The following is a 21,836-nucleotide window of genomic DNA, read 5'->3' on the forward strand; positions in this document are numbered from 1 at the left end:
GCGATTAACTTAGAGGCATGGCAAAAAAGGACGCGATCGATATCACCACCCTCATGGGCAAGTCCTCGCGCACCTACGCCACGCGCAAGGTCACCCAAGAGATGATCTCCGCGCGCACCCACGTGGCCATCGCGCTGTGGGATATCCCCTGGAAGTCGGCACCGCACGGCAAGCTCTACGGTTGGGTCATCGCGGTCGAGGCGGGCGGCAAGCGCCGCTTCGTGCGCACCGGCAAGACGATGAACGCGGACCCCTACCCCCAGGTCTTCGCCGAGTTCGAGCGCGCGGTCAAAGGCGTTCCCAAGCCCATCTGGGTCGTGGTGGGACGCCGTCAAGCGGCGTTGGGCACGCGCATCCGCCGGGCGGGCTACCTCGTCACCGGCTCGTTCGCGGACGAGAATAAAGCGGGCAACCGGGCACGCGGACTGCGCAAGCAGCACGAGGCCCAGGCCGTGCGCCGCTCGAAGAAGGAAGGCGAGCGCCCTGCCAAGCAGGCGCCGGCGATCGAGGCGCCGCCCACGCATTGGCTCCCCAACCGCTCGCGTTGTGCGGGCCGGGGCCAGCAGGTGCGCATTGCGACTGACGCGTCCTCGGACACGCTATCTAAGGGCGCGATGTGCTTCGTCGCCTCCAATGGCGACTACCAGCTACGCACGCGGATGACGAAGGCAGGCACGGACGAGCTCGAGCTGGAGACCATCACGCTCGCGCTCAAGTACGCGCTGAAGAACGGCTTCGAGCGCGTCATCATCGAGACAGATTCCGTCGCGGCGCTCGAGGCCGTGGACAATATCCTGGCCGGCGGGCGCGGCGCAAAGTCGCGGCGCACGTGGCGCGGCGTCTCCTCGGGCGCACGTTCGCGCTTCCAGCAGGCGTGGCGGGACTTCAACAAGCAAGGCAAGGCGACCATCGGCCGCGTGCTAGGGCATGCGGGCGACCCACTCAACCACGCCGCGGACCGCATCGCGTACCTGGGTCTGCGTGCCTCGAACTTCCCCGAGAAAGAGTCGCGCGCGACCGCATGGAAGGAAATCGACAACATCCTGCGCCAACTGCCGGGCAAGCTGGGGCGCTAGTTAGTTCGTGGGCGACTGGTCGCAGCCGATGTCGAAGGTCTCGTCGCGCGCGGGCTCGTCCACGTAGGCGACGTCGAGCCTCGAGTAGAGCTTCGCGTTGTAGCCGCACTCCTGGGGCTTGCGCACAGTGACGGTGACGGGCAGCTCTGTGAAGCCAGAGTCCGCACAGTTGGGGTCACAGTCGTTGATAAAGGCCGTGCCTTCCGCGCGGGCGGAGTCGGCACCCCAGTTCGACCACTTGAGGTCACGGACGAGGTAGTTGTTGTCCGCGCAGGCGAGCGAAATCAGTTCGGGGCCCTCGAGTCCGGTCACGGAGACGCAGCCCAGGATAGCCGTGGCCTCGACGCGGGTAGTCACGTCCGGGGCGACGAGGCCATGGACCTCCACGATCTGGCCGGTGGACGGTAGAACACTGAAGCTCACGTGGTCCGCGTCGCGGTAGACGGTGACGAGCGAGTCTTCACCCTCCGTAATGTCCGCGCTGCCCAGGTCGTTGCCGCCGGCCGCCGCGAGGTTGTCATAGACGAACTTCTGCTGCGCGGAGGTCAGCCCTGGGTGCAAAAGAAGCTGGAGCGAGCCGAGCGCGGCGTCGCCATACGTGGCGACGGCGAGGTCACGCAGGGCGTCGGCGGAGGGGGCATCGGCAAGCTGGGCGAGCGTGATGCGGGGCGAGGGGTCGAAGTCCGCGAGTGCGGCGGAGGTGCCCTCGGTGCGGGTGTCCTGGCGCAGCTGGCCGGCTTGGACCTCGTATTCCGTGGTGACGGTGGCCTGGCCGTCGCTGTCCGTGCGCTTCATGTACTCCTGACCGAGGGTCGGGGCATCCGCCTGGCTTGCCGATGCCTCCCCGGCCCGGGCAAGCACCTCCTCCGCCGTCGCCTGGGGCGTGGCGTTATTGCTCAAGCCCGGAATGACGGCGACGCCGAGGGCCAGCACCGCGACGGCCGCAGCAGCGACGAGGAAGGGACGGCGCTTCTTCTGGGCAGGTTGTGTGAGACGTTCCAGGAGGGCGTCGGCGCGCTCCTGCTGTTCGGGGGTGAGTGACTCGTCGGGGACGGGGTTAGCCGCAGCAAGTTGGGCGAGAGGATCGTTCATGACGGTTGTCCTTAGTGGGAGCCGGCGCTGTCAAGGGCGCGGGCGAGGCTGGTGCGCGCGCGGTGAAGACGCACGCGGGCGTTCGTGGGAGTGAGACCTAGGACCTCAGCGAGCTCGGCCGGCGTGAGGCCCTCCCACGCGTGGAGGGTGAGAATCTCACGCTCAGCGGGACTGAGAGTGAGCAGTGCACGGTTGATATCGAGGTTCAGATCGCTGTGGCTCGCAAAATCCTCGGCCAGGGGATCCGCCTCCGGCTGCTCGAGATCCACGAGCCGCGGACGGCGCTCCTGCGTGCGATAGTGTTCGCGCAAGACGTTGCGGGCGACGCCGTAGAGCCACGGGAGGACGTCGCCTTCAATCTGGTCGAAGTTGCCCCAGGCGCGCTCGAAGACGTCAGCGGTGAATTCCTCGACGTGCTCGGCGGGCGCGCGGCGCGCAAAGAACGCGCGCACGGCAGGGTAATGCGCCCGGAAAGCCTCGCTAAAGGCTTTCCGGCGCGCGGCGGGGAGATAGGTGACGGACACTGACTGCTTTCTTGGGGTGTACCTATGGTGGTGGCGCGGCGTGAGCTGTCGGCCGCCTGTGCGGTTTAGCTGCGAGCTGTCTGGGCCGTGCCGTTGCCGGCGTCGGCGAAGCGCGCGGTGGTCGTCGCTCCGTTCTCGCAGGTAACAGTGTACGTGTGGTAGCCGTCAGCCGGGCCGGGGCCAATCTGCTCCGGCGCGGTGATCTCGCCCATGAGGTAGCCAGCATCTGCCGCCGGCCGCAGGACGGCGTGGGCACCGAAGCTCGTGGTGAGGTCCGCGCGTGTGCTGTTGTCGGGGCACGTCGCGGTGAACGTCATCTCCATGCCAGGCTTGAGAATGTCCTCCGTGCCAGCAGTCATGGCGGGGGTATCGCTCGCGCCCGTGGCAATCGCTGCCCCACCCGCGGTAAGGACGGCGACGGTGGCGGTGGTGATGGCGATGATTCCCTTTTTCATGAGAGGACTCCTTCTTCTCGTGGTGGTGCTTCGTACTGGCATTCTTTCCTGCCGGAAGCCTTTCACCCTCCTTGTGGTTGTTTGGGCGCACAGCGTTACAACGAGCCCTGCATTTCTCTGGCTATTAGTTGAATTTGCCCGCCACAACGAGCGCAACCAGCGGAAATACCTCAGCGCGGCACCTACCAGTACCACACCAGTTCCGGGCGACTCGTCTTCGCAGCGACAAGTAACCATGGTGATTCTGGCCCCCGTTTTCGCCCTCAAGGACGGCGTGATCCACCCCGTGGGCATGATGGAAGGCCGCTACGAGGGGACACTGAATCTGGCCGTCATGCCGCTCGATCAGATCATGCCGGCGCTGCGTCTCGATTCGGTGCCTTTAATTCCCCAGACATAGGACAGCCCCCAAGAAAGGCACCGCCGCTCAGCTTTCGACGTTCGATAGAGGTTGCGCTCCCCATCGACGGAACCGAGCGGCGGCATGTCCTGGCGGGCCCCAATACACCGCCAAGTAAATGGAATGAACCCTTGCACGAAGGTTCATTAAATGGTGGGGTGAGTTAAAATATGCACCATTTTGACGTAATACGAAAGGACTTCGCGGCGCCGTTATAAAAAAGTTACTTAAACAATCGGCGCGAACAGGGCTTTTAGGTGCATGTTCAATAGGTTGACAGAAATGGGGGCGGAATGCGGGGGTGAAAACGTGCGCCCCACAGTCTCACCCCGTGGAATTGATATGCACTCAGAGGAATTTTATACCGGCTGCGCTCCGCGCTCCCGCGCGGGCACCGATGCCTGCACGCGTCGCCCATCGAGACGACGAACAAGGAAGGCATAGATAGCGCCGTTATGTTGTGCATGACGGCCGCGCATGCCCCTGGCAAGGCCGCCTCGGGCGCAAAGAACTGTGCGGCCATACCGGAGTGTTCAAGGCATGCTCCTAGGAAGGTGTCAACACATAACAGGACCATGCATGGGTGGCAGTGGTATGACGACTACGCTGGGCGTAGCGTGCAACACCGATTAGTGCAAAATGTAACTTCGCACAATTTACGCCCTCGACAGGGAGTGCACTATTTTCCGAAAGAGGATCCGCCCGGCCGAATGCGGGGTCGCGACAATTTCCCGCGCATAGTTAACCAAGCGCTGATCAAAGGGTGTGGGAGCTGAAATGACCCGGGCCGGAACACCCAAATGCCAGGCCCACAACCGCGTCCTCAGAACATGAAAATTGTTAGTTACAACGATGAGACGGCCAGCCCCACCGGCAAGTCGCCACGCATTTTCAAGATTCTCATTCGTCGATGTCGCCTCGTTATCTTCGATCACCCCATCAAACCCGTGCTCCTCGAGGTAGCGACGCATGGCGGGCGCCTCGCCCTTACCGCTGACGATGAAAGTCTGCCCAGGTACCGCTGCAGCCATCGCCGCGCGCAAACGCTCCTCGAGCAATATTCCTGGACGCCCGCGCTTGACGCGCGAGCCGAGAACAACGATAGGATCCACGGGGATAAGCATAATCGTTGCGCCACCAGGCAAAGAATGGACACATGCCAGTGAGTCCGGCGGTGTGTACGGCGCATGCGCGCGAAGAAAGCGCTACTCACCCATTAACTTGGCGCGGAGGTTCGCGTCTTTCTGCTCGACCTCGGCAGCCATATTCGCCTGGTAGTCGACCATCTTTTGCAGAAGCTCCGCGTTGCCAGCGGACAGGATACGCACGGCGAGCAAGCCGGCATTCTTGGCGCCGCCGATGGAGACGGTCGCGACGGGTACGCCTCCGGGCATCTGGACGATGGAGAGAAGGGAATCAAGTCCGTCCAAGTCCTTAAGCGCACGCGGAATACCGATGACAGGCAGCGGCGTGGCGGCCGCGACCATGCCCGGCAAGTGGGCTGCACCACCGGCGCACGCGATGATCGCCTTAAGGCCGCGCGTGTGAGCGGATTTGGCGTAGGACAGCATCTTCTCCGGGGTACGGTGCGCGGAGACCACGCCTACCTCGAAGGGGATGCCGAAGTCCGCGAGGACCTGGGCGGCGGGTTCGACGGTGGGCCAATCGGAATCGGAGCCCATAATGAGGCCGACCTGTGCATTCATATTCTTCTCCTCGAAAGTAGTGGGGGTTAAGCCTGGTCGGCCCATTCGGCGTGGACCAGAAAGTACGCGGCGAGCTTGGCGTCGCGGCGGGTGGCGGCGACGGTGGCGGCATCGGCGGCATTGCCGGTGAGATTGACGTGGCCAATCTTGCGGCCCGGACGGTGGCCCTTGCCGTAGAGGTGGATCTTGGCGTTAGGGAAACGGCGAGCGACCTCGACGACACGGTCAGCCATGGGCATAGCCGGATCCTCGTCGGCGCCCAGCACGTTAGCCATGACGGTAATGGGCGCGGAGGCAGACGGATCGCCCAGCGGGAGGTCGAGGACGGCGCGCAGGTGCTGCTCAAACTGGCTGGTAATGGAGCCTGCCTGGGTCCAGTGGCCGGTGTTGTGGGGGCGCATGGCCAGCTCGTTAACCGCGATATCCTCTGCTCCCTCGTCGTTGGTGTAGGCGAAGAGCTCGACAGCGAGCACGCCCGTCACGCCGAGCTCGGTGGCGATCTGCACGCCAAGATCCGTGGCACGCTGTGCGAGCTCGGGAGCGAGATCCGGAGCGGGCGCGATGGCTTCGGCGCAGACGCCGTTTTCCTGCACGGACATAGTGATCGGCCAGACCTTGACCTCACCAGAGGGATTGCGAGCGACGAGGATAGACAGCTCGCGGGTAAGCGCCACCTTCTTCTCCGCCATGAGCGGGGTGCCAGCCTCGAGCAACTCAGCGACGAGGGACTCGAGCTCAGTCAGGTCCTTGGGGAACCACACGCCGTGACCGTCATAGCCGCCGCGGCAGGCCTTGAGGCAGACGTTACCGTCGACCTCGTTCCAGAAGTTCTGGGCATCCTCCACCGAAGAGATGTCGGCGAAGGGCGGCACTGGTGCGCCGAGCTCGCGCATGCGGCGGCGTTGTACCAGCTTGTCCTGGGCATTAATGAGAGCGCTCGGGGCGGGCTGGACGCTGTAGCCGGCGTCGAGCATGGCAGAGAGGGCATCGGAAGGCACGTGCTCGTGGTCGAAGGTGACAGCGTCCGAGCCCTCGGCGACGGCGAGACAGTTCGCGGTGGAGTGATAGTCCCCCACCGTCACGGCAGGAATGACCTGCGCCGCCGAGGAGTCTGGGGCACCGGCGAGGAGTTGGATTTTGATTCCTAATTCAACGGCCGCCGGTTGCATCATGCGCGCGAGCTGGCCGTCTCCGATAACACTTACTGTCTTAATCACGCCCTACATCCTACTAGCCGCCCTCGCGGCCTTTATGGCTAGCGCCACAGCGGCGAGCTGTACTGCTCCAGCTCGGAGGCTACGGCGCGCTCGATACGCTTCGTGCGCGGCAGATCCGGGAAATAAAGTGCCCGATCGTAGCCGCGAATAGCAAGCGAAATCCCGCCGCGGCGGCGGCGCACGCCCACGACATCGGAAAGCGGAATGGAGTCAATCTTCTTGCCTGTCCGCGCGATAATGCGCGTCGTCGTAAGGATGAACCGACGGCGGCGTGCGCGATAGACCGGCAGAACAAAGCGCCACAGCACGAGGATGCCCCAGAGCACCACCACGGCGTTGCGCACCGTTGCTTCAAAGCCATGTGCGTCCAGGTAGCCAATGCCGATCCAGGCGAGACCCGTGATGAGGATGAGCTCGAGGACAGGGAAGATGAGCGAGCGATACGGCGCCGTCACGTCGACGACGGGATACTCGCCCGGGCGCATCTTCATAAGATTCATGACTCCTCATCCTAGACGTCCCTCGCCCCAACAGCCGCACCCTGCAACGCTCACAGGAAGCATTCAACGAACGTCCTAGAAAACTCTGCGGTAATTCCACAGGCAGGTGGAAGGAAACAAAAGTGTTCTCACATCTCAGCGTCGCAGAGTAAAGAGCGACACCGAGTTAGAAAGGTCTGCTTCCAATGAGCACCGATATCGCAATCATGATGGGCGTCGACATCATCGCCATCGTCCTCCTCGTCTTTGCCGTTTACCTGCCCCGCCACCAGCGCGCCGATCTGGTTGTCGCTTTCATCGGCGTCAACATCGGCGTGTTGGGCGTCTCCCTCATGCTCGCCGACATGGAAGTCTCCGCCGGCGTGGGCCTGGGTCTCTTCGGCGTCCTGTCCATCATCCGACTGCGCTCCTCCGAGATTTCCCAAACCGAGGTCGCGTATTTCTTTGCCGCGCTCGCTACAGGACTTATCGGGCTCTTCCGGTTTTAGAGTGCATTGATTAGTTCGCCGGGGGTTCGGGCGTGGCACAAGATATTGGGGTCCTTGGCTTTGTAGGAATAAGGGTGTCTAATCCATCCGTACAAACCAAGGACCTACTGTGCAGNCCGCAACCTCGACCACTACATATTGCGGTGCCTGATTCACGCCGCCAACATCCGACACAAAATCAATGCACTCTAAAACCGGAAGAGCCACTTATCGCCGGCTTGTCGGATGAGGTCAACCCCATCGCCATCGGCGCCATCATCCTCATCGTCCTCGCCCTCGTCATCGTCGATTCCCAGCTGCTCTTCGGTGGCTACTTCGTTCAGGAGATGACCCTCGACCGCGCGATCACCGACCAGGATGAGCTCAAGGATGAGCTGGAAGACATGCTCGATGCCCAAATCCTCGGCGTGACCACCCACCGCGTCGACATCGTCAACGACACGACCTGGGTCCAGGTCCGAGGCCGCCGCAGCCCGCTCGAGCGCCGCAAGGACTCCACGGCGAAGCACGCCGAATCCGCACACTCGGAGTTGGCTCATGTTCAGTAGATTCGACTCCATAACCCTCGACGAAATGAACGCCGAGGCCCGCATGATGACCCGCGTCGACCGCAAGTACCTCATCCACACCGACGAGCTGCGCGCATTCCTCGACGAGGTCCCCGCCGATACCCGCGTGCTGGAGATCAATGGCAAGCGCCAGCAGCGCTACGCCACCACCTACTTCGACACCCCGGACTTGCTCTCCTACCGCATGACTGCGCAGAAGCGCCGCCGCCGCTTTAAGGTTCGCCAGCGCACCTACGTCGACTCCAACCTGGGCTTCTGCGAAGTCAAAACGCGCGGCCCGCGCGGAGTCACGGTCAAGCACCGCGTGCCCATCGCGCCCGCGTACGCCCACAGCGGCAGGCTCGCCCCCGAGGCGCTGGATTTCCTTGATGCGGAGCTCAACCCCCAGCTCGTGGGCCAGCTCAGCCCCAGCGTCCACAACACCTATCTGCGCGCAACGCTTCGGCCCAGCGGTGTCGGCCGCGCCACCATCGACACGGCACTGACGTGGCGCTCAGAGCGCTCCAACCAGCGCCTAGAGAACTGCGACGTCGTCTTCATTGAAACAAAGTCCGGCGCCCGCCCCTCCCCGCTCGACAAAATCCTGTGGGGCCTTGGCCACCGTCCTACCCGCGTCTCCAAGTTCGGCACGGGCATGGCCACCATGCACCCGGAGCTGCCCTCGAATAAATGGAACCGCGTCATCAACAACTACTTTAAGGACGCCCTGTGATGAAGAAGCCCCTCCTCGCCTCCATAGCGACCGCCACCGCAGCGATTATGCTCGCCGCGTGCTCCCCGCAGGCCGCCGAGAACACTCCCACCGCCAAGTCCGTCTCCTACGACACCGCCCGCCCACCGTCAGCTTCCGAGGCAGCCGATGAGAACTCCGATCACACGGTGACCAAGGACGACGAGTGATCCATAGATGACGTTCAGGACCTCACCGGCTCCGATATCACCGAGGCCGGCGTCTACCGGATTACCGGCGACGCAGGCGATATCACCGTCAACGCCGCGGACGACGCGCAGGTCGTGCTCGTGCTTTCGGATGCCGCCGTGGGTACCGTCACCGTCAACGGCACCGACACCGCAGTGACTGCGGGCGAAGCCGCTGAGGGTGGCATGGGCGGTGGCCCCGCTGGCGGCATGGGTCGGCGACCCGATAACAGCACCGCCTCGAGCAATGGCCTGTCATCGCAGGCTTAACGTCCCCTCACGAATTCATCCCCACACCGCTCCATCGTGAGTGTGGCGGGGATGCTGCGTTGCTGCGTTTCAGGGGTGCTACCCCACCGACACATCGACGGGGTAGGCACGCAGCTTGCCCAGCGGCAGGCTGGTGTCGCTGGGCCACCACGACTGCGTGGGGTCGTATGTGAGGTTCACGTGTTGATCCTTATATCCAGACCACTCGCCGCGGTCGTCTAAGCTCACCATCTCTTGGTTAGGGCGTGTCCTTAACGCTCCTCGGTAACCGGTCGACCTGCCCGTCAACGACTGCGGGCTATCGAGAACCAACACCCAGAGCGTCAAGTCCGGGGACTCACCATTCGGCGTCGGCTGCCCCTTCATGACTTCCCGCGCCGTCATCTGCTTAATGGTGCCGCTGAGCACGTTCTCACCTTGGGGCTGGCTTTCCTGCGCAGTAGCAGTATTCGCTGCTGCCTGGGCCGGGCCTGCCGATGCCTCCCCCAGCCCCGCGTTGCTCAGTACCGAACGGTCCGATACGTCAACGAAATTCGCGGCAGTGACCCCCAACTCGCTCGGATTCTGGATCTCGACTTGCTCGGTAGTTTTCACAAGATGGGAACCCTGCATGCCGAACTTCGTCGCATAGGATTCCGGACGCACCGAGTGCCATTCGATTTGATAAATCCCACCGTTACCTACCGAGAGGTCATAGCGTCCACCGCCCACGCCGGCAGCACCCCTGATGAGGACGTCTTCTGAGACCACCGGATTCGCCGGATTGGCCGCACCGTTGATGACAACGACGGGGCTGACGTCGTAATTGCAATCGCACAAAAGCAGCTCCGGCGAGTTGTCCCCCGTGATGTCAGCGAGCGCATACTGGTAGCTTCCGCTCGCTCGTGAAGTCCGCAGGCTGTAGTCGTAGTTGAAATTCACCGAGCGTGGATTATCAAGGATGCGCCCGTACGCCTCTGCGAGAGAATCGTCACCAGACGGCGCTGCCTGCGCATCCTGTGCCACGCCCTCGCTGGGGCCGGCGGCGGACGCCGAAGGAGCGCCCTCGCCAGGCTGTTCCGACGGCCGCACCGTGATGGTGCTCGTGCGCGGCTCGGAGGAACCGCCCTCGCTGCACGCCCCGACGGTGAAAGCTACGGCTATCAGCGCTGCAGCCGACAGCATGCGCGAGGAACGACGGAAGGATAAAAGAGAACGTCGAGCCACGTCGAGGCACCTTTCCGCGCAGTGCGCGCAAATGAGGGGATAGGAAGAGAAAGACTCTCTTATCCTATCCCCTCGTAGAAGACGCAGACTCGAAATTAGTCGGTCGGGCGCAGGTGAATGACGTCACCGGCCGAGTAGTATTCGCCGCCGACGTTGATACGGCCGTCCTCCGCAACACCTTCCACGATGCCGGTGACATCCCCGGTCGGGGCTTCGAGGCGCACATTGAGTCCAATCGACGAGCAGACCTTGCGGTAGTCATCCATGAGCTGCGGATCCTGGTTCTCCCACTGCTCGATACGGTGGCGCAGCGCCTTGAGGATTGCGATGGCCACCCCGGTGCGGTCATCCTCGCGGCCCGCGAGCACAAGCGAGGTAGCCGTGGGAACCGGCAGTTCCTCTTCCGCGATGGAGACGTTAATGCCCATGCCGAGCACGACGCGTGCGGACGGCGCCTTGCCGCCCTGCGTCTTCGGCGCCACCTCAGCCTTATTGATTTCGGCCTTATTGACCTCAGCCTTGTTGATTTCGGCTTTATTTACCTCAGTCTTGTTGATCTCTGCCTTATTGACTTCAGTCTTCGGCGCGACCTCGACCTTGGACACCTCGAGCTTGGAGGCTTCCGTCTTCGGGGCGATTTCGGCCTTATTAATTTCTGCCTTATTGACTTCGGCCTTATTAATTTCTGCTTTGTTCATTTCGCCGGACTTGAATGTGCCCGACTTGAAGGCCTTGCCCACGGGACCGGCTTCGGCGAGGATGCCGCAGAGCTTCTTGCCGTCGAGTAACACGTCGTTGGGCCACTTGAGGACCGTGCCGGGGATCGCGTCGGTGACGGCCAAACCCGCGGCGAGAGGCAAGGTGCCCAGATGATCGAGGGACTCAGGAAGCAGGAGAACAGAGAAGGTCACCTGCGAGCCCTTCGGCGCGGTCCACACGCGGCCCAGGCGGCCTTTGCCGGCGGTCTGCAGATCAGTGAGGCGAACAGTGCCATCAGTGACGTCGGTGGCCTGCATCAGATCGGTATTCGTCGAACCGGTTTCCTCGACGTAGTCGATAACGGCATAGTCTTCAGCGAGTTCGGTGCGAATACGCTCCAAGTCATAAGTGCTCATGGCTCTTCACGTTACCCGCGTCGGTCCATGCGGACAGAACGAGCCACCGGCGAATCGCTGGGGCGAATCTCTGGTCGCATGCGCTGGTCACGACGGCCTTCCTTCGAGTGTCGACCCGCCGCCCTACGCAGCCAGTTCAGGCGCTCCCCACTCTCGCGCAGGAGGGGTATGCGCGTTACCCCCATTGAGCGTGAAAAACCACAAAAAGCGGCCACGAGCGCTGTGGGTATTTTACCTTTGAGACAACTGTTGTTTCTGAAAGGTGAAATCTCCATGAAGAAGACTATCCTCGCGACCACTGCGGCACTCGCTCTGGTGCTCACGGGCTGCTCGAACTCGTCCGATGACAGCTCCCAAGCAGCACAAGAGGGCACGGGCGAAGGAGGCCGCGGCCCCATCACCTTCGCGATGGGCAAGAACGATACTGACAAGATTCAACCCATCATCGAAGCGTGGAACAAGGAGCACCCGGACGAGAAGGTCACCCTCGCCGAGCTTGCTGGTGAGGCCGACGCACAGCGCGAGACCCTCGTTCAGTCCTTGCAGGCTGGCAACTCCGATTATGACGTCATGGCACTCGACGTCGTGTGGACTGCAGACTTTGCCGCTAACCAGTGGCTGGCACCGCTCACCGGCGACCTCGAGGTCGACACCGCAGACCTGCTGCCGGCCACCGTCGAATCCGCGACGTACAACGACATGCTCTACGCACTGCCGCAGAACACCAACGGCCAGCTGCTCTTCCGCAACGCGGAGCTCGCCCCGACCGAGGTCAACAAGTTCGACGACTTCAAGTCTGCGTGTGAGGCACTCAAGGAAGGCGCCAACTGCCTGACCACGCAGCTCAAGCAGTACGAGGGCCTCACCGTCAATACCGCCGGCTTCATGGAAGGCTGGGGCGGCAGCGTCCTCAAGGACGACGGCTCCGTCAACGTGGACTCCACCGAGTCCAAGGAGGGTCTCCAGGCCATGGTCGACGCCTACAAAGATGGCGTCATCTCTAAGGACTCCACCGCCGCCACGGAGGAAGAGACCAACCTCGCATTCACCGAGGGTAAGACCGCCTTCGCCATCAACTGGCCGTACATGTACACCAACGCCGTCGACGCTGGCGTCAAGGTTGAGGTCTCCCCGCTCGTGGGCAAGGACGGCGTGGGCGTGTCCACGTTGGGTGGCTACAACAACGGCATCAACATCAACTCCGAGCACAAGCAGACTGCACTGGACTTCATGAAGTTCATCGTCAACGAGGACAACCAGAAGTCCTTCGCTGAGGCTTCCTTCCCGCCGGTCCTCTCGTCCATCTACGACGATGAGGAACTGATCGAGCAGTTCCCGTACCTGCCGGCACTCAAGGAGTCCCTGGAGAACGCTGCACCGCGTCCGGTCTCCCCGTTCTACACCGCCATCTCTAAGGCCGTGCAGGATAACGCCTACGCAGCCCTGACCTCCGGTACCTCCGTCGACGACGCCACCGCCGACATGAAGGCTGCCATCGAGCAGGCACAGCAGGGCTAATTCACCGTCCTCACAGACGCCTCGCCGCCCCCGTCGTGGGGCGGCCTTCGCGTTTTCTCAAACGCTTTCCTCGTCCCTACGGTCCGCAATTCGCTGAAGTCACACTTTCACGCGATAGGATGTCCGTCACAAGGATGCCGCATCGCCCCGGCGTACGGAGCGCGTCATCATCACTCAAGCTAGAAAGGCCCACCGCTGTGGCAATTTCCACGCCCCAAGCCTTAAAACGCAAGACCTACGGCCAGGCCGCCGGGCTCATTGCGCCGGCGCTCATCGTGCTGGCTATCGTCATCGGCTACCCCATCGTGCGCGCCATCATGCTCTCCTTCCAGGGCAACCGGCGCCTCGACCCCTCCACCGGCGTCTTCGTCGAAGGACAGTTTGCAGGTCTCGAGAACTACCTCTACTGGGTCAACAACCGATGCATGTCCGGCACGGGAGTGGTGAGCGCCTGCCCGCCGGGGGTTATCGCCACGGACTTCTGGCCTGCCGTGCGCATCACGATCTTCTTCGCCGTCGTCACGGTGCTGCTCGAGACCATCCTCGGCATGATCATGGCACTCATCATGAACGGCGAGTACAAGGGCCGCGGCCTTGTACGTGCGGCCGTGCTCGTGCCGTGGGCCATTCCTACGGCCGTGACGGCGAAGCTGTGGCAGTTCATGTTCGCCCCGCAGGGCATCGTCAACTCCCTGCTGGGCACGCACGTCGCGTGGACGACGGACCCGTTCTATGCGCGTTTGGCCGTCATCATCGCGGACGTGTGGAAGACTGCGCCGTTTATGGCGCTGCTCATCCTCGCCGGCCTGCAGATGATCCCCAGGGACGTCTACGAGGCGGCCCGCGTCGACGGCGCCACCGCGTGGCAGCGCTTCACCAAGATCACACTACCGCTGGTGAAACCGGCCCTCATGGTCGCCATCCTCTTCCGCACCCTCGACGCACTGCGCATGTACGACCTGCCCGTCATCATGATTTCCAGCTCCTCGAACTCGCCCACCGCAACGGTGTCGCAGCTCGTGGTCGAGGATATGCGCCAGGGCAACTTCAATTCGGCCTCGGCACTGTCCACGCTCATCTTCCTGCTCATCTTCGCCGTCGCCTTCATCCTCATCCGCTTCCTCGGCGCTGACGTGGGCGGCACGGCGGAGAAGCGTGCGCAACGCCGCCAAGAAAAAGCGGCGAAGAAAGCTCAGGACAACCAGGAGGTAGCAGCATGACCGGCAACAAACTGTGGAGCACCGTCGGCCACTACGCCGGCATCCTCTTCATCATGTTCTGGGGTCTTGCGCCCTTCTACTGGATGGTCGTCACGGCCTTGCGCGACAGCGCCCACACGTTCGATACAACTCCGTGGCCCACGCACGTCACGCTCGACAACTTCAAGGACGCGCTCGCCACGGACAAGGGCAACGACTTCCTCGGCGCCATCGGCAACTCCCTGCTTATTTCGCTCGCGACGACCGCCGTCGCCGTCGCCGTGGGCGTGTTTACTGCGTACGCGCTCGCGCGTCTCGACTTCCCCGGAAAGGGCTTTGTCACAGGCATCATCCTCGCGGCCTCCATGTTCCCAGGCATCGCGCTTGTCACGCCGCTCTTCCAGCTGTTCGGCGATCTCACGTGGATCGGCACCTACCAGGCGATGATCATCCCGAATATCTCTTTTGCCTTGCCGCTCACGGTCTACACGCTGCTCAGCTTCTTCCGGCAGCTGCCGTGGGAGCTCGAGGAGGCCGCCCGCGTCGACGGCGCGACGAAGGGCCAGGCCTTCCGCCTCGTCCTTTTGCCGCTCGCCGCACCGGCGCTCTTTACCACCGCGATTATCGCGTTTATCACGACGTGGAACGAGTTCATGCTCGCCAAGCAACTGTCCACCACGGACACTGAGCCGGTGACCGTCGCCATCGCGCGCTTCAGCGGCCCCTCTGCCTTCGAGTATCCTTACGCGGCGACGATGGCCGCGGGCGCCCTCGTGACGGTGCCACTCATTATTATGGTGTTAGTTTTCCAGCACCGTATCGTGGCGGGGCTTACCGCCGGAGGAGTGAAAGCCTAGATGAGAACGAGTCACACAGCGCTTGCCGTCGGCACCTTCGTCGCCGCTGCGCTCGCCGTGACTGCGTGCAGCAGCGGCGAGGAATCCGCGGAGACGTCGGCGCCCGCCTCCCCCGCGCCGAGCGTGCACAGCAGCGCCGCGTCCCCAACGAGTATGGCCTTACCTACCGATGCCCCCGCTGCGGCATCAGTCCCCGCCGAGGCCTCGGCCCCGGCTGACGGTGGGAATGAGGGGGCATCGGAAAGCCCAGCCCCCGCGGCACCGCTGACGAATCCGCAGGGCGCAGAGCCCACCGCCGAGGGCGCCCCGACCCCGCACATCCTCAGCCCCGCGGAGCTAAGGGGCAAGGACATCGAGCTGGCCTCCGGGGAATACCTCGTCATTACGGGCGCAGAGGGTCTCGACGCGACCATCGCTGATCCTGCCGTTGCCGTCTTCAGTCCGGCCTACGAGCAAGACGGCACCCAATTCAACGCCGGCGTCGGCGGGCTCACTGCAGGCACCACCGAGGTACAGCTCTCTGACGGCACGACATTTAGCGTGACGGTGCGCTAATGCGCCGCGCGCTTCTGTGGGACTCGGCCTTGGGCTTCGTCGGCTTCTTCGCTGCCCTGGCCCTCCTGCAGGCCATCCTCAATCTCTTCCAACCCTCCCCCGCTCTGTGGCCCGGCCTCTTAGCCGGAGTCCTCGTGGCGCTCGAGTGGGCACTGTGGCGGGCCAAGCGAAAGGATCTTCAATGAGCTGGTTCCACAACGCCATTTTCTACCAAGCCCTCCTCCACGCCTTCAATGACTCGAATGGCGACGGCATGGGCGACCTGCGCGGAGTGACGGACAAGCTCGACTACCTGGAATGGCTGGGCGTGGATTGCCTCTGGCTGCCGCCCATGTTCGACTCGCCCATGCGCGACGATGGTTACGACATCGCGGACTACCGCTCCATTAACCCGCGCTACGGCACGATGGCCGATTTCGAGGAGCTCCTGGAGCAGGCGCACGCGCGCGGCATCCGCGTCATCACGGACTTGGCACTCAACCACACCTCTGACCAGCATTACTGGTTCCAGGAGTCCCGCCGCGATCCCGCCGGCCCCTACGGGGACTACTACGTGTGGGGCGACGACCCCACGCGCTACCCCGAGATCCGCATTATCTTCACCGACTACGAAATCTCTAACTGGGCGTGGGACGAGGAGCGCGGGCAGTACTACTTCCACCGCTTCTACACGCACCAGCCGGATCTCAATTACGACTGCCCGGCGGTGCAGACCGAAATCTTCGATATCGTGCGATTTTGGATGGACAAGGGACTCGATGGTTTCCGCCTCGACGCCATCCCCTATCTCTTCGAGCGCGACGGCCAAGGCGGCGAATCCCTGCCCGAGACTTTCGCATTCCTCGAGCGGCTGCGCGCGATGGTCAATGCGGAGTACCCGGAAGCGATGATGATCGCCGAGGCCAACCAGCCGCCGCGCGAAACCATGGAGTACTTCGGCAGCGGCAACCGCGTCCACATGGTCTTCAATTTCCCGGTGATGCCCAAGATCTTCGAGGCCGTCGCCACGGGCAGCGCCGAGCCCCTCTACGACATCCTCGACGAACTACCGCCCCTGCCGGCTGACTGCCAGTGGGGCACGTTCCTGCGCAATCACGACGAGCTCACCCTCGAGATGGCGAGCCCCGCGGCGCGCACCCGGATGTACGACGCCTATGCCAAGGACCCGCGCGCCAAGGCGAACGTGGGCATCGCACGCCGTCTCGCCCCGCTCATGGAAGGCGATCGCCGCAAGATCGAGCTCCTCTTCTCCCTGCTTATGACACTGCCGGGCGCGCCCTTTATCTACTACGGGGACGAGATTGGCATGGGAGATGACGTCTCCCTTCCGGATCGCTATGCCGTCCGCACGCCCATGCAGTGGGAACCAGGCCCCGGCGCCGGCTTTTCTACCGGCGAGACTCGGTGGCCCATCGTTGGCGGCGAGGGTACTTCCGTCGCGGAGCAGCAGCTTGACGATGCCTCCTTGCTCATGACCGTCCGAGGGCTCATCGCCCAGCGCAAGGCGCACCCCGAACTCGGCACGGCGCCCTATGAAGCGGTCGAGACTGGCGTCGAAGGCGTGTTCGGCTTCCAGCGCGGCGATCTGCTCTGTCTCCACAACTTCACCGACGCGGACGTCGATTTGGGCCCGGTGGAATTGGGCCCATATGGCTACGCGTGGGTGCCGATCGAAGAAATTGGGGACGGAGCCGTATAGGCGCCCAGCCGTCACATCCTCGTCCTCGATTGGCGCGCCCCTCATCCGTCGGCTATTCTTCGCGACTGCTCGCGCGCCATGCCGGCATGAATATGTGATGCCATGTCTGCGCGTTTTCGGGGACTATCACCGTGGCTCACGGTCACGTAGAACGCCTCGAACGGCCGTTTTCGGGCTTGTGAGCGGTGAAAAACGAGTCTACTTTATCACCAAGACGAAACTATGTGACGCTCCCCTCAGGCTTAAATGAACTAGAGGTTAACTCCAGTTGTGCTGCGATTTAACACCTGTTCCCCTAGGGTCAAATGAGCACACATTAGAACTAATACTGCAGGTCAAACCAATTTTTAACTGCAGACAGGCCAGCGGTCTAAGCTTCAAACTGTACATACTCGTCGCGCATTTCCTGCGCTTCGCACCTGCATCGAACCGGGAAGCCGCAACAGAGCCATCGTCGTACAAGAAAGAAATCTCCGCCGTGACAGCGACCCTGCTTATTCTCGCCATCGTGGTCATCACCGCGTTGGCTTTTGACTTCACCAACGGTTTCCACGATACGGCCAACGCTATGGCAACCTCGATTGCCACCGGCGCCCTCAAGCCGTTCACGGCAGTTGCCATCTCCGCCGCCCTCAACCTCGTGGGCGCATTCCTGTCCGTCAATGTCGCGGCAACCGTCGCCAAGGGCATCGTCAACCTTGACTCCTACAACCTCTCGAGCGCCACGGACGGCGAGAACCTTCTCATCGTCGTCTTCACCGGCCTCATCGGCGGCATCTTCTGGAACCTGTTCACCTGGCTCCTCGGCCTGCCGTCCTCCTCCTCCCACGCTCTGTTCGGCGGCCTCATCGGCGCGGCCTTCGCCGCCATGGGCACCGGCGGCGTCGCATGGTCGTCCATCATGGGCAAGATCATCGTGCCGGCCCTCGCCTCGCCGGTGATCGCAGCCCTCGTGTCCGCCACCGCAACGGCCCTCGTCTACTGGGTCACCAACACCATCCCGGACAAGACGAAGAACGAGCACTTCCGTCACGGCCAGATTGTCACCGCATGCCTAGTCTCCCTCGCACACGGTGCCGGTGACGCGCAGAAGACCATGGGCGTTATCTTCCTCGCCCTCGTCGCTGCTGGCGAAGCCGTCTCCGACCAGCGCATCCCGACCTGGGTCATCGTTGCCTGTGCCGTCACCATCGCGGCCGGCACCCTCTCCGGCGGCTGGCGCGTTATCCGCACCCTGGGCAAGGGCCTCGTTGAGATTGAGTCCCCGCAGGGCATGGCCGCCGAGGCCACCTCCGCCGCCATCATCCTCACCTCCGCCGCTGGCGGTATGGCGCTGTCCACGACGCACGTGTCCACCGGTTCCATCATGGGTACCGGCATCGGCAAGAAGGGCGCCGAGGTCCGCTGGGGCGTGGCCATGCGCATGGTATCCGCCTGGCTGATTACCATCCCGTGCGCCGCCGCCGTCGGCTTCGCTTCTTGGTGGGTCGCAACGGGCGTCTCCGCGGCTACGACCACCACCGTGGGCGTCATCGTCGACTTCATCATCCTCATCGCCATGGCGGTCATCATGGTCATCCGCGCCCGCATGAACCCGGTCGACGCATCCAACGTCAACGACGAGTGGGACGCGGACGCCGAGTCCGTCGACTCCTCCCTGGAGCCCAAGACCCCCGCGGCCGTCGCCAACGAAGGCGCTGTCGCTACCGCAGCCGCAGCCTCCACCATCAACGACCCGGCTTCCCCCGCTCCGCAGGCCAAGAACCTGTAAGCACTGTTAAGAAGGTAACTCGCTCATGACTGCCGCATCTATCGCCATCGCCATCTTCCGCGTCGCCGGGCTCGCGCTCATCTTCGGCGCCGGCATTCCCCTCCTCTTCGCCCTGGGCATGCGCTGCATGACCGGCGACCCTATCCGCAACGACCAGGGTGTCATCGTCGGCGACACCGAGGCCTCCACGCAGATGAAGGTACTCGGCTGGACCGTCTACGCGTTCCTCGCCGCCGTCATCGTCGTGGCCATCCTGTGGATCTCCAAGGGCACACTGGAGCACTACTTCGGCTGGGAGCTCTTCGGAAACCTCGGAGGCTCTCACTAGCCCCTTCAACGACACGCCGCGTGCATATTTATGTGCATGCGGCGTGTCGCCGTTTTTCACCACCTCACCCGCACATTCCCCACTAGGTGAACAGCAGGTAAACATAGCCTTAACAAGAACTTTGCCCAAACATAGGTCAACATGTATAGTGGGTACTTACCAACGAAGTGTCGTCCGATCGATACCGCTCGGACGTTCTTCCTCTAGAGAGGGATGCACACATCCCCGATGATCGACAAAGGAGGTTCGACAATGAATACGATCACTACCCTGCTGGACACGCTGTCCTCAGCCTTCGGCGGCTCCACGGCCACCGGCCTCGATCTCATTCAGGAGACCCCCACCGCCGCCCGCGTCGCCGAGCACCTGCTCGAGCACGACCTAGTCCCGGCCACCTCGGCTGAGATTATTTCCACATTCGAGTCCGCCACTGGCCGAGCTCCCCGCACCGCGGAGCTCGCAGCGACCGAAGGCTTTCTGTCCAGCTTCGGGTGGGCTGCATAAACTCCCGCCCCTCAGCGACCCCGCACGACCTTTCCAAGGCCCGCGGGGTCGCTTTTTATATAGCCCAGCGGGCCCACCCCCCAGCCCCGCGCCACGCCACCAGACCACTTCAGAAAAATTTTTGAGGATTTCCTCACGTTTGAGCTGCGAAAACTAGTTTCGTGATACAAATCACCGGCGCGGCAGTGTGGAAAACCGCCGGTCGTGCCAGTACGATTTCCAAACATGACTATTTCCTCACATTTGACGGAACTCGAAACCGCCGCGGACACCACCGCCGCGAAGATTGCTGAGCTCAAGCGTCGCCGCGAGGCCGCCCAGGCACCCATGGGCGAAAAGGCGCATGAGAAAGTCCACGCAGCTGGCCGCCTGACTGCACGCGAACGCCTCGATTACCTGCTTGATGAAGGCTCGTTCGTGGAGACCGACATGCTCGCCGTGCACCGCACGACGGACTTCGGCATGGGCGCCAAGAAGCCCGTGACGGACGGCATCGTGACCGGCTGGGGCACCATCGACGGCCGCGAGGTGTGCATCTTCAGCCAGGACGGCACCGTCTTCGGCGGCGCGCTCGGCGAGGTCTACGGCGAAAAGATGGTGAAGATTCAGGAACTCGCTGTGACCACTGGCCGCCCGCTCATCGGCCTGTACGAGGGCGCGGGCGCGCGCATCCAAGACGGCGCGGTGTCCCTCGACTGGATTGCCGCAACCTTCTACCAGAACATCAAGGCCTCCGGCGTCGTCCCGCAGATCTCGGTCATCATGGGCGCTTGCGCTGGCGGCAATGCCTACTCCCCGGCGCTGACCGACTTCGTCGTCATGGTCGACGAGAAGTCCAAGATGTTCGTCACCGGCCCGGACGTCATCACGACCGTCACTGGCGAGAAGGTCACGCAGGAAGAGCTCGGCGGCGCCAAGGTCCACATGAAGGAGGCCGGCAACTCGCACTACACGGCATCCTCGGACGAGGACGCACTCGACTGGGTCCACGATCTCGTGAGCTACCTGCCGTCGAACAACCGCCAGCTCGCTCCCGTCGAGTCCTACGAGGAACTCGACGAGATCACCGCAGACGACCTCGTTCTCGATGAGATTATCCCGGACTCCCCCACCCAGCCCTACGACGTTCGCGACGTCATCGAGGCGCTCACAGATGACGGCGAGTACATGGAAATCCAGGCAGCGCGCGCCGAGAACGTCGTGGTCGCCTTCGGTCGCATCGAGGGCAAGACCGTCGGCTTCGTTGCTAACCAGCCCATGGTGTACGCCGGCTGCCTCGACATCGACTCCTCGGAGAAGGCCGCACGCTTCATCCGCACGTGCGACAGCTTCAACATCCCGATCGTCCTCCTCGTCGATGTCCCAGGCTTCCTGCCGGGCTCGGACCAGGAGCACAACGGCATCCTGCGTCGCGGCGCGAAGCTGCTCTACGCCTACGGCGAAGCCACCGTCCCGAAGATCACCGTCACTATGCGCAAGGCCTACGGTGGCGCGTACTGTGTCATGGGTTCCAAGGGCCTGGGCGCTGACGTCAACCTGGCATGGCCGACCGCACAGATAGCCGTCATGGGTGCCGCCGGCGCTGTGGGCTTCATCTACCGCAAGGAGCTCAAGCAGGCGCGCGAGAAGGGTCTCGACGTCGCCGAGCTCGCCAAGTCCTTCGAGCGTGAGTACGAAGACCACATGCTCAACCCATACAAGGCGGCCGAGCGCGGCCTCATCGACGCGGTCATCCTGCCATCGGAGACCCGTTCCACCATCGCGAAGAACCTGCGCCTCTACGCGGACAAGAACGTCGCCCGCCCGGCCCGCAAGCACGGAAATATCCCGCTGTAAATCACACGGAGCAACAACCGGCAGGACCACACC

Annotated in this window: 26 protein-coding genes; 17 read left to right on the forward strand and 9 right to left on the reverse strand. The window is 63.0% G+C overall.

What is annotated here, in order from left to right:
• Positions 1–17 precede the first annotated feature (17 nt).
• On the forward strand, positions 18–1,076 hold the full coding sequence (locus tag BN9444_RS05810; protein ID WP_066485246.1) for a ribonuclease HI: 1,059 nt from the start codon (positions 18–20) through the stop codon (positions 1,074–1,076).
• On the opposite strand, the gene BN9444_RS05815 is transcribed toward BN9444_RS05810, so the two are convergent.
• The 3 genes from BN9444_RS05815 to BN9444_RS05825 form a co-directional block, all read right to left on the reverse strand.
• Positions 1,077–2,168 (reverse strand): hypothetical protein, encoded by a 1,092-nt coding sequence (locus BN9444_RS05815; protein ID WP_066485238.1) that lies wholly within the window; start codon positions 2,166–2,168, stop codon positions 1,077–1,079.
• 11 nt (positions 2,169–2,179) lie between these two features.
• The gene (locus BN9444_RS05820; protein ID WP_066485228.1) at positions 2,180–2,692 is read right to left on the reverse strand and encodes an RNA polymerase sigma factor; all 513 of its coding nucleotides are present in this window, start codon (positions 2,690–2,692) and stop codon (positions 2,180–2,182) included.
• 65 nt (positions 2,693–2,757) lie between these two features.
• Positions 2,758–3,147, reverse strand: a complete 390-nt coding sequence (locus tag BN9444_RS05825) for a hypothetical protein (protein WP_068801576.1) — start codon at positions 3,145–3,147, stop codon at positions 2,758–2,760.
• On the opposite strand from BN9444_RS05825, the gene BN9444_RS14205 reads away from it, so the two are divergent.
• Positions 3,131–3,547, forward strand: a complete 417-nt coding sequence (locus BN9444_RS14205) for a hypothetical protein (protein WP_156435890.1) — start codon at positions 3,131–3,133, stop codon at positions 3,545–3,547. The two genes, BN9444_RS05825 and BN9444_RS14205, sit on opposite strands and share 17 nt — an antisense overlap.
• A 656-nt stretch (positions 3,548–4,203) precedes the next feature.
• On the opposite strand, the gene BN9444_RS05830 is transcribed toward BN9444_RS14205, so the two are convergent.
• From BN9444_RS05830 to BN9444_RS05845, 4 genes are all read right to left on the reverse strand, one after another.
• Positions 4,204–4,659 carry a YdcF family protein gene (locus BN9444_RS05830; protein ID WP_231724979.1) on the reverse strand — a complete coding sequence of 152 codons (456 nt, stop codon included), beginning with the start codon at positions 4,657–4,659 and terminating at the stop codon, positions 4,204–4,206.
• 93 nt (positions 4,660–4,752) lie between these two features.
• Complete coding sequence (gene purE, locus BN9444_RS05835; RefSeq protein ID WP_068801577.1) at positions 4,753–5,253, reverse strand: 5-(carboxyamino)imidazole ribonucleotide mutase; 501 nt, start codon at positions 5,251–5,253, stop codon at positions 4,753–4,755.
• Positions 5,254–5,279: 26 nt separating this feature from the next.
• A complete protein-coding gene (locus BN9444_RS05840) occupies positions 5,280–6,467 on the reverse strand; it encodes a 5-(carboxyamino)imidazole ribonucleotide synthase (protein ID WP_141681567.1) in 1,188 nt (395 codons plus the stop codon).
• Positions 6,468–6,508: 41 nt separating this feature from the next.
• Complete coding sequence (locus BN9444_RS05845; RefSeq protein ID WP_066485202.1) at positions 6,509–6,970, reverse strand: hypothetical protein; 462 nt, start codon at positions 6,968–6,970, stop codon at positions 6,509–6,511.
• A gap of 185 nt (positions 6,971–7,155) precedes the next feature.
• Here BN9444_RS05845 and BN9444_RS05850 point away from each other — a divergent pair, with 185 nt between their 5' ends.
• The 5 genes from BN9444_RS05850 to BN9444_RS14500 all read left to right on the forward strand — a co-directional run bounded on the left by BN9444_RS05850 (position 7,156) and on the right by BN9444_RS14500 (position 9,215).
• Positions 7,156–7,458: a DUF4956 domain-containing protein gene (locus tag BN9444_RS05850; RefSeq protein ID WP_084759260.1), complete on the forward strand. Its 303-nt coding sequence runs from the start codon at positions 7,156–7,158 to the stop codon at positions 7,456–7,458.
• Positions 7,459–7,676: 218 nt separating this feature from the next.
• Positions 7,677–8,006 carry a DUF4956 domain-containing protein gene (locus BN9444_RS14730; protein ID WP_068801578.1) on the forward strand — a complete coding sequence of 110 codons (330 nt, stop codon included), beginning with the start codon at positions 7,677–7,679 and terminating at the stop codon, positions 8,004–8,006.
• A complete protein-coding gene (locus BN9444_RS05860; RefSeq protein WP_068801579.1) occupies positions 7,996–8,739 on the forward strand; it encodes a polyphosphate polymerase domain-containing protein in 744 nt (247 codons plus the stop codon). The genes BN9444_RS14730 and BN9444_RS05860 overlap by 11 nt, the downstream gene beginning before the upstream one ends.
• Positions 8,739–8,927, forward strand: coding sequence for a hypothetical protein (locus BN9444_RS05865; protein ID WP_066485190.1), 189 nt, complete (start codon positions 8,739–8,741; stop codon positions 8,925–8,927). The genes BN9444_RS05860 and BN9444_RS05865 overlap by 1 nt, the downstream gene beginning before the upstream one ends.
• A gap of 114 nt (positions 8,928–9,041) precedes the next feature.
• Complete coding sequence (locus BN9444_RS14500) at positions 9,042–9,215, forward strand: hypothetical protein (protein ID WP_154666900.1); 174 nt, start codon at positions 9,042–9,044, stop codon at positions 9,213–9,215.
• A 78-nt stretch (positions 9,216–9,293) separates the two neighbouring features.
• On the opposite strand, the gene BN9444_RS05870 is transcribed toward BN9444_RS14500, so the two are convergent.
• Together BN9444_RS05870 and BN9444_RS05875 are read right to left on the reverse strand one after the other, a co-directional pair.
• The gene (locus tag BN9444_RS05870) at positions 9,294–10,421 is read right to left on the reverse strand and encodes a hypothetical protein (protein WP_141681505.1); all 1,128 of its coding nucleotides are present in this window, start codon (positions 10,419–10,421) and stop codon (positions 9,294–9,296) included.
• Positions 10,422–10,516: 95 nt separating this feature from the next.
• Complete coding sequence (locus tag BN9444_RS05875; protein WP_068801581.1) at positions 10,517–11,536, reverse strand: biotin--[acetyl-CoA-carboxylase] ligase; 1,020 nt, start codon at positions 11,534–11,536, stop codon at positions 10,517–10,519.
• A 273-nt stretch (positions 11,537–11,809) separates the two neighbouring features.
• Here BN9444_RS05875 and BN9444_RS05880 point away from each other — a divergent pair, with 273 nt between their 5' ends.
• From BN9444_RS05880 to BN9444_RS05925, 10 genes are all read left to right on the forward strand, one after another.
• Complete coding sequence (locus BN9444_RS05880) at positions 11,810–13,054, forward strand: ABC transporter substrate-binding protein (protein ID WP_068801582.1); 1,245 nt, start codon at positions 11,810–11,812, stop codon at positions 13,052–13,054.
• Positions 13,055–13,251: 197 nt separating this feature from the next.
• Positions 13,252–14,274: a carbohydrate ABC transporter permease gene (locus BN9444_RS05885; protein ID WP_066485166.1), complete on the forward strand. Its 1,023-nt coding sequence runs from the start codon at positions 13,252–13,254 to the stop codon at positions 14,272–14,274.
• Positions 14,271–15,110 (forward strand): carbohydrate ABC transporter permease, encoded by an 840-nt coding sequence (locus tag BN9444_RS05890; RefSeq protein ID WP_068801583.1) that lies wholly within the window; start codon positions 14,271–14,273, stop codon positions 15,108–15,110. The genes BN9444_RS05885 and BN9444_RS05890 overlap by 4 nt, the downstream gene beginning before the upstream one ends.
• On the forward strand, positions 15,111–15,665 hold the full coding sequence (locus tag BN9444_RS05895; RefSeq protein ID WP_068801584.1) for a hypothetical protein: 555 nt from the start codon (positions 15,111–15,113) through the stop codon (positions 15,663–15,665).
• Positions 15,665–15,850, forward strand: coding sequence for a hypothetical protein (locus BN9444_RS05900; RefSeq protein ID WP_066485149.1), 186 nt, complete (start codon positions 15,665–15,667; stop codon positions 15,848–15,850). The genes BN9444_RS05895 and BN9444_RS05900 overlap by 1 nt, the downstream gene beginning before the upstream one ends.
• Entirely contained in the window at positions 15,847–17,364 is a 1,518-nt protein-coding gene (treS, locus tag BN9444_RS05905; protein WP_066485144.1) for a maltose alpha-D-glucosyltransferase, read from the forward strand. The genes BN9444_RS05900 and treS overlap by 4 nt, the downstream gene beginning before the upstream one ends.
• Positions 17,365–17,842: 478 nt before the next feature.
• Entirely contained in the window at positions 17,843–19,135 is a 1,293-nt protein-coding gene (locus tag BN9444_RS05910; protein ID WP_066485141.1) for an inorganic phosphate transporter, read from the forward strand.
• Positions 19,136–19,160: 25 nt separating this feature from the next.
• Entirely contained in the window at positions 19,161–19,463 is a 303-nt protein-coding gene (locus tag BN9444_RS05915) for a hypothetical protein (protein ID WP_066485134.1), read from the forward strand.
• Between the two features lie 252 nt (positions 19,464–19,715).
• The gene (locus BN9444_RS05920; RefSeq protein ID WP_066510899.1) at positions 19,716–19,967 is read left to right on the forward strand and encodes an adenine nucleotide alpha hydrolase family protein; all 252 of its coding nucleotides are present in this window, start codon (positions 19,716–19,718) and stop codon (positions 19,965–19,967) included.
• 225 nt (positions 19,968–20,192) lie between these two features.
• Positions 20,193–21,803: an acyl-CoA carboxylase subunit beta gene (locus BN9444_RS05925; protein ID WP_066485126.1), complete on the forward strand. Its 1,611-nt coding sequence runs from the start codon at positions 20,193–20,195 to the stop codon at positions 21,801–21,803.
• Positions 21,804–21,836: the final 33 nt, after the last annotated feature.

The sequence above is a fragment of the Corynebacterium phoceense genome, from assembly GCF_900092335.1.
GTDB classification, from domain to species: Bacteria; Actinomycetota; Actinomycetes; order Mycobacteriales; family Mycobacteriaceae; genus Corynebacterium; species Corynebacterium phoceense.

Bases quoted from the DNA above. Each gene is read 5' to 3' on its own strand.
- BN9444_RS05810 (WP_066485246.1), top strand. From the start codon at position 18: ATGGCAAAAAAGGACGCGATCGATATCACCACCCTCATGGGCAAGTCC.
- BN9444_RS05815 (WP_066485238.1), bottom strand. From the start codon at position 2,168: ATGAACGATCCTCTCGCCCAACTTGCTGCGGCTAACCCCGTCCCCGAC.
- BN9444_RS14205 (WP_156435890.1), top strand. From the start codon at position 3,131: ATGATTCCCTTTTTCATGAGAGGACTCCTTCTTCTCGTGGTGGTGCTT.
- BN9444_RS05825 (WP_068801576.1), bottom strand. From the start codon at position 3,147: ATGAAAAAGGGAATCATCGCCATCACCACCGCCACCGTCGCCGTCCTT.
- purE (WP_068801577.1), bottom strand. From the start codon at position 5,253: ATGAATGCACAGGTCGGCCTCATTATGGGCTCCGATTCCGATTGGCCC.
- BN9444_RS05845 (WP_066485202.1), bottom strand. From the start codon at position 6,970: ATGAATCTTATGAAGATGCGCCCGGGCGAGTATCCCGTCGTCGACGTG.
- BN9444_RS05850 (WP_084759260.1), top strand. From the start codon at position 7,156: ATGAGCACCGATATCGCAATCATGATGGGCGTCGACATCATCGCCATC.
- BN9444_RS05860 (WP_068801579.1), top strand. From the start codon at position 7,996: ATGTTCAGTAGATTCGACTCCATAACCCTCGACGAAATGAACGCCGAG.
- BN9444_RS05865 (WP_066485190.1), top strand. From the start codon at position 8,739: ATGAAGAAGCCCCTCCTCGCCTCCATAGCGACCGCCACCGCAGCGATT.
- BN9444_RS05875 (WP_068801581.1), bottom strand. From the start codon at position 11,536: ATGAGCACTTATGACTTGGAGCGTATTCGCACCGAACTCGCTGAAGAC.
- BN9444_RS05880 (WP_068801582.1), top strand. From the start codon at position 11,810: ATGAAGAAGACTATCCTCGCGACCACTGCGGCACTCGCTCTGGTGCTC.
- BN9444_RS05890 (WP_068801583.1), top strand. From the start codon at position 14,271: ATGACCGGCAACAAACTGTGGAGCACCGTCGGCCACTACGCCGGCATC.
- BN9444_RS05895 (WP_068801584.1), top strand. From the start codon at position 15,111: ATGAGAACGAGTCACACAGCGCTTGCCGTCGGCACCTTCGTCGCCGCT.
- BN9444_RS05900 (WP_066485149.1), top strand. From the start codon at position 15,665: ATGCGCCGCGCGCTTCTGTGGGACTCGGCCTTGGGCTTCGTCGGCTTC.
- treS (WP_066485144.1), top strand. From the start codon at position 15,847: ATGAGCTGGTTCCACAACGCCATTTTCTACCAAGCCCTCCTCCACGCC.
- BN9444_RS05915 (WP_066485134.1), top strand. From the start codon at position 19,161: ATGACTGCCGCATCTATCGCCATCGCCATCTTCCGCGTCGCCGGGCTC.
- BN9444_RS05920 (WP_066510899.1), top strand. From the start codon at position 19,716: ATGAATACGATCACTACCCTGCTGGACACGCTGTCCTCAGCCTTCGGC.
- BN9444_RS05925 (WP_066485126.1), top strand. From the start codon at position 20,193: ATGACTATTTCCTCACATTTGACGGAACTCGAAACCGCCGCGGACACC.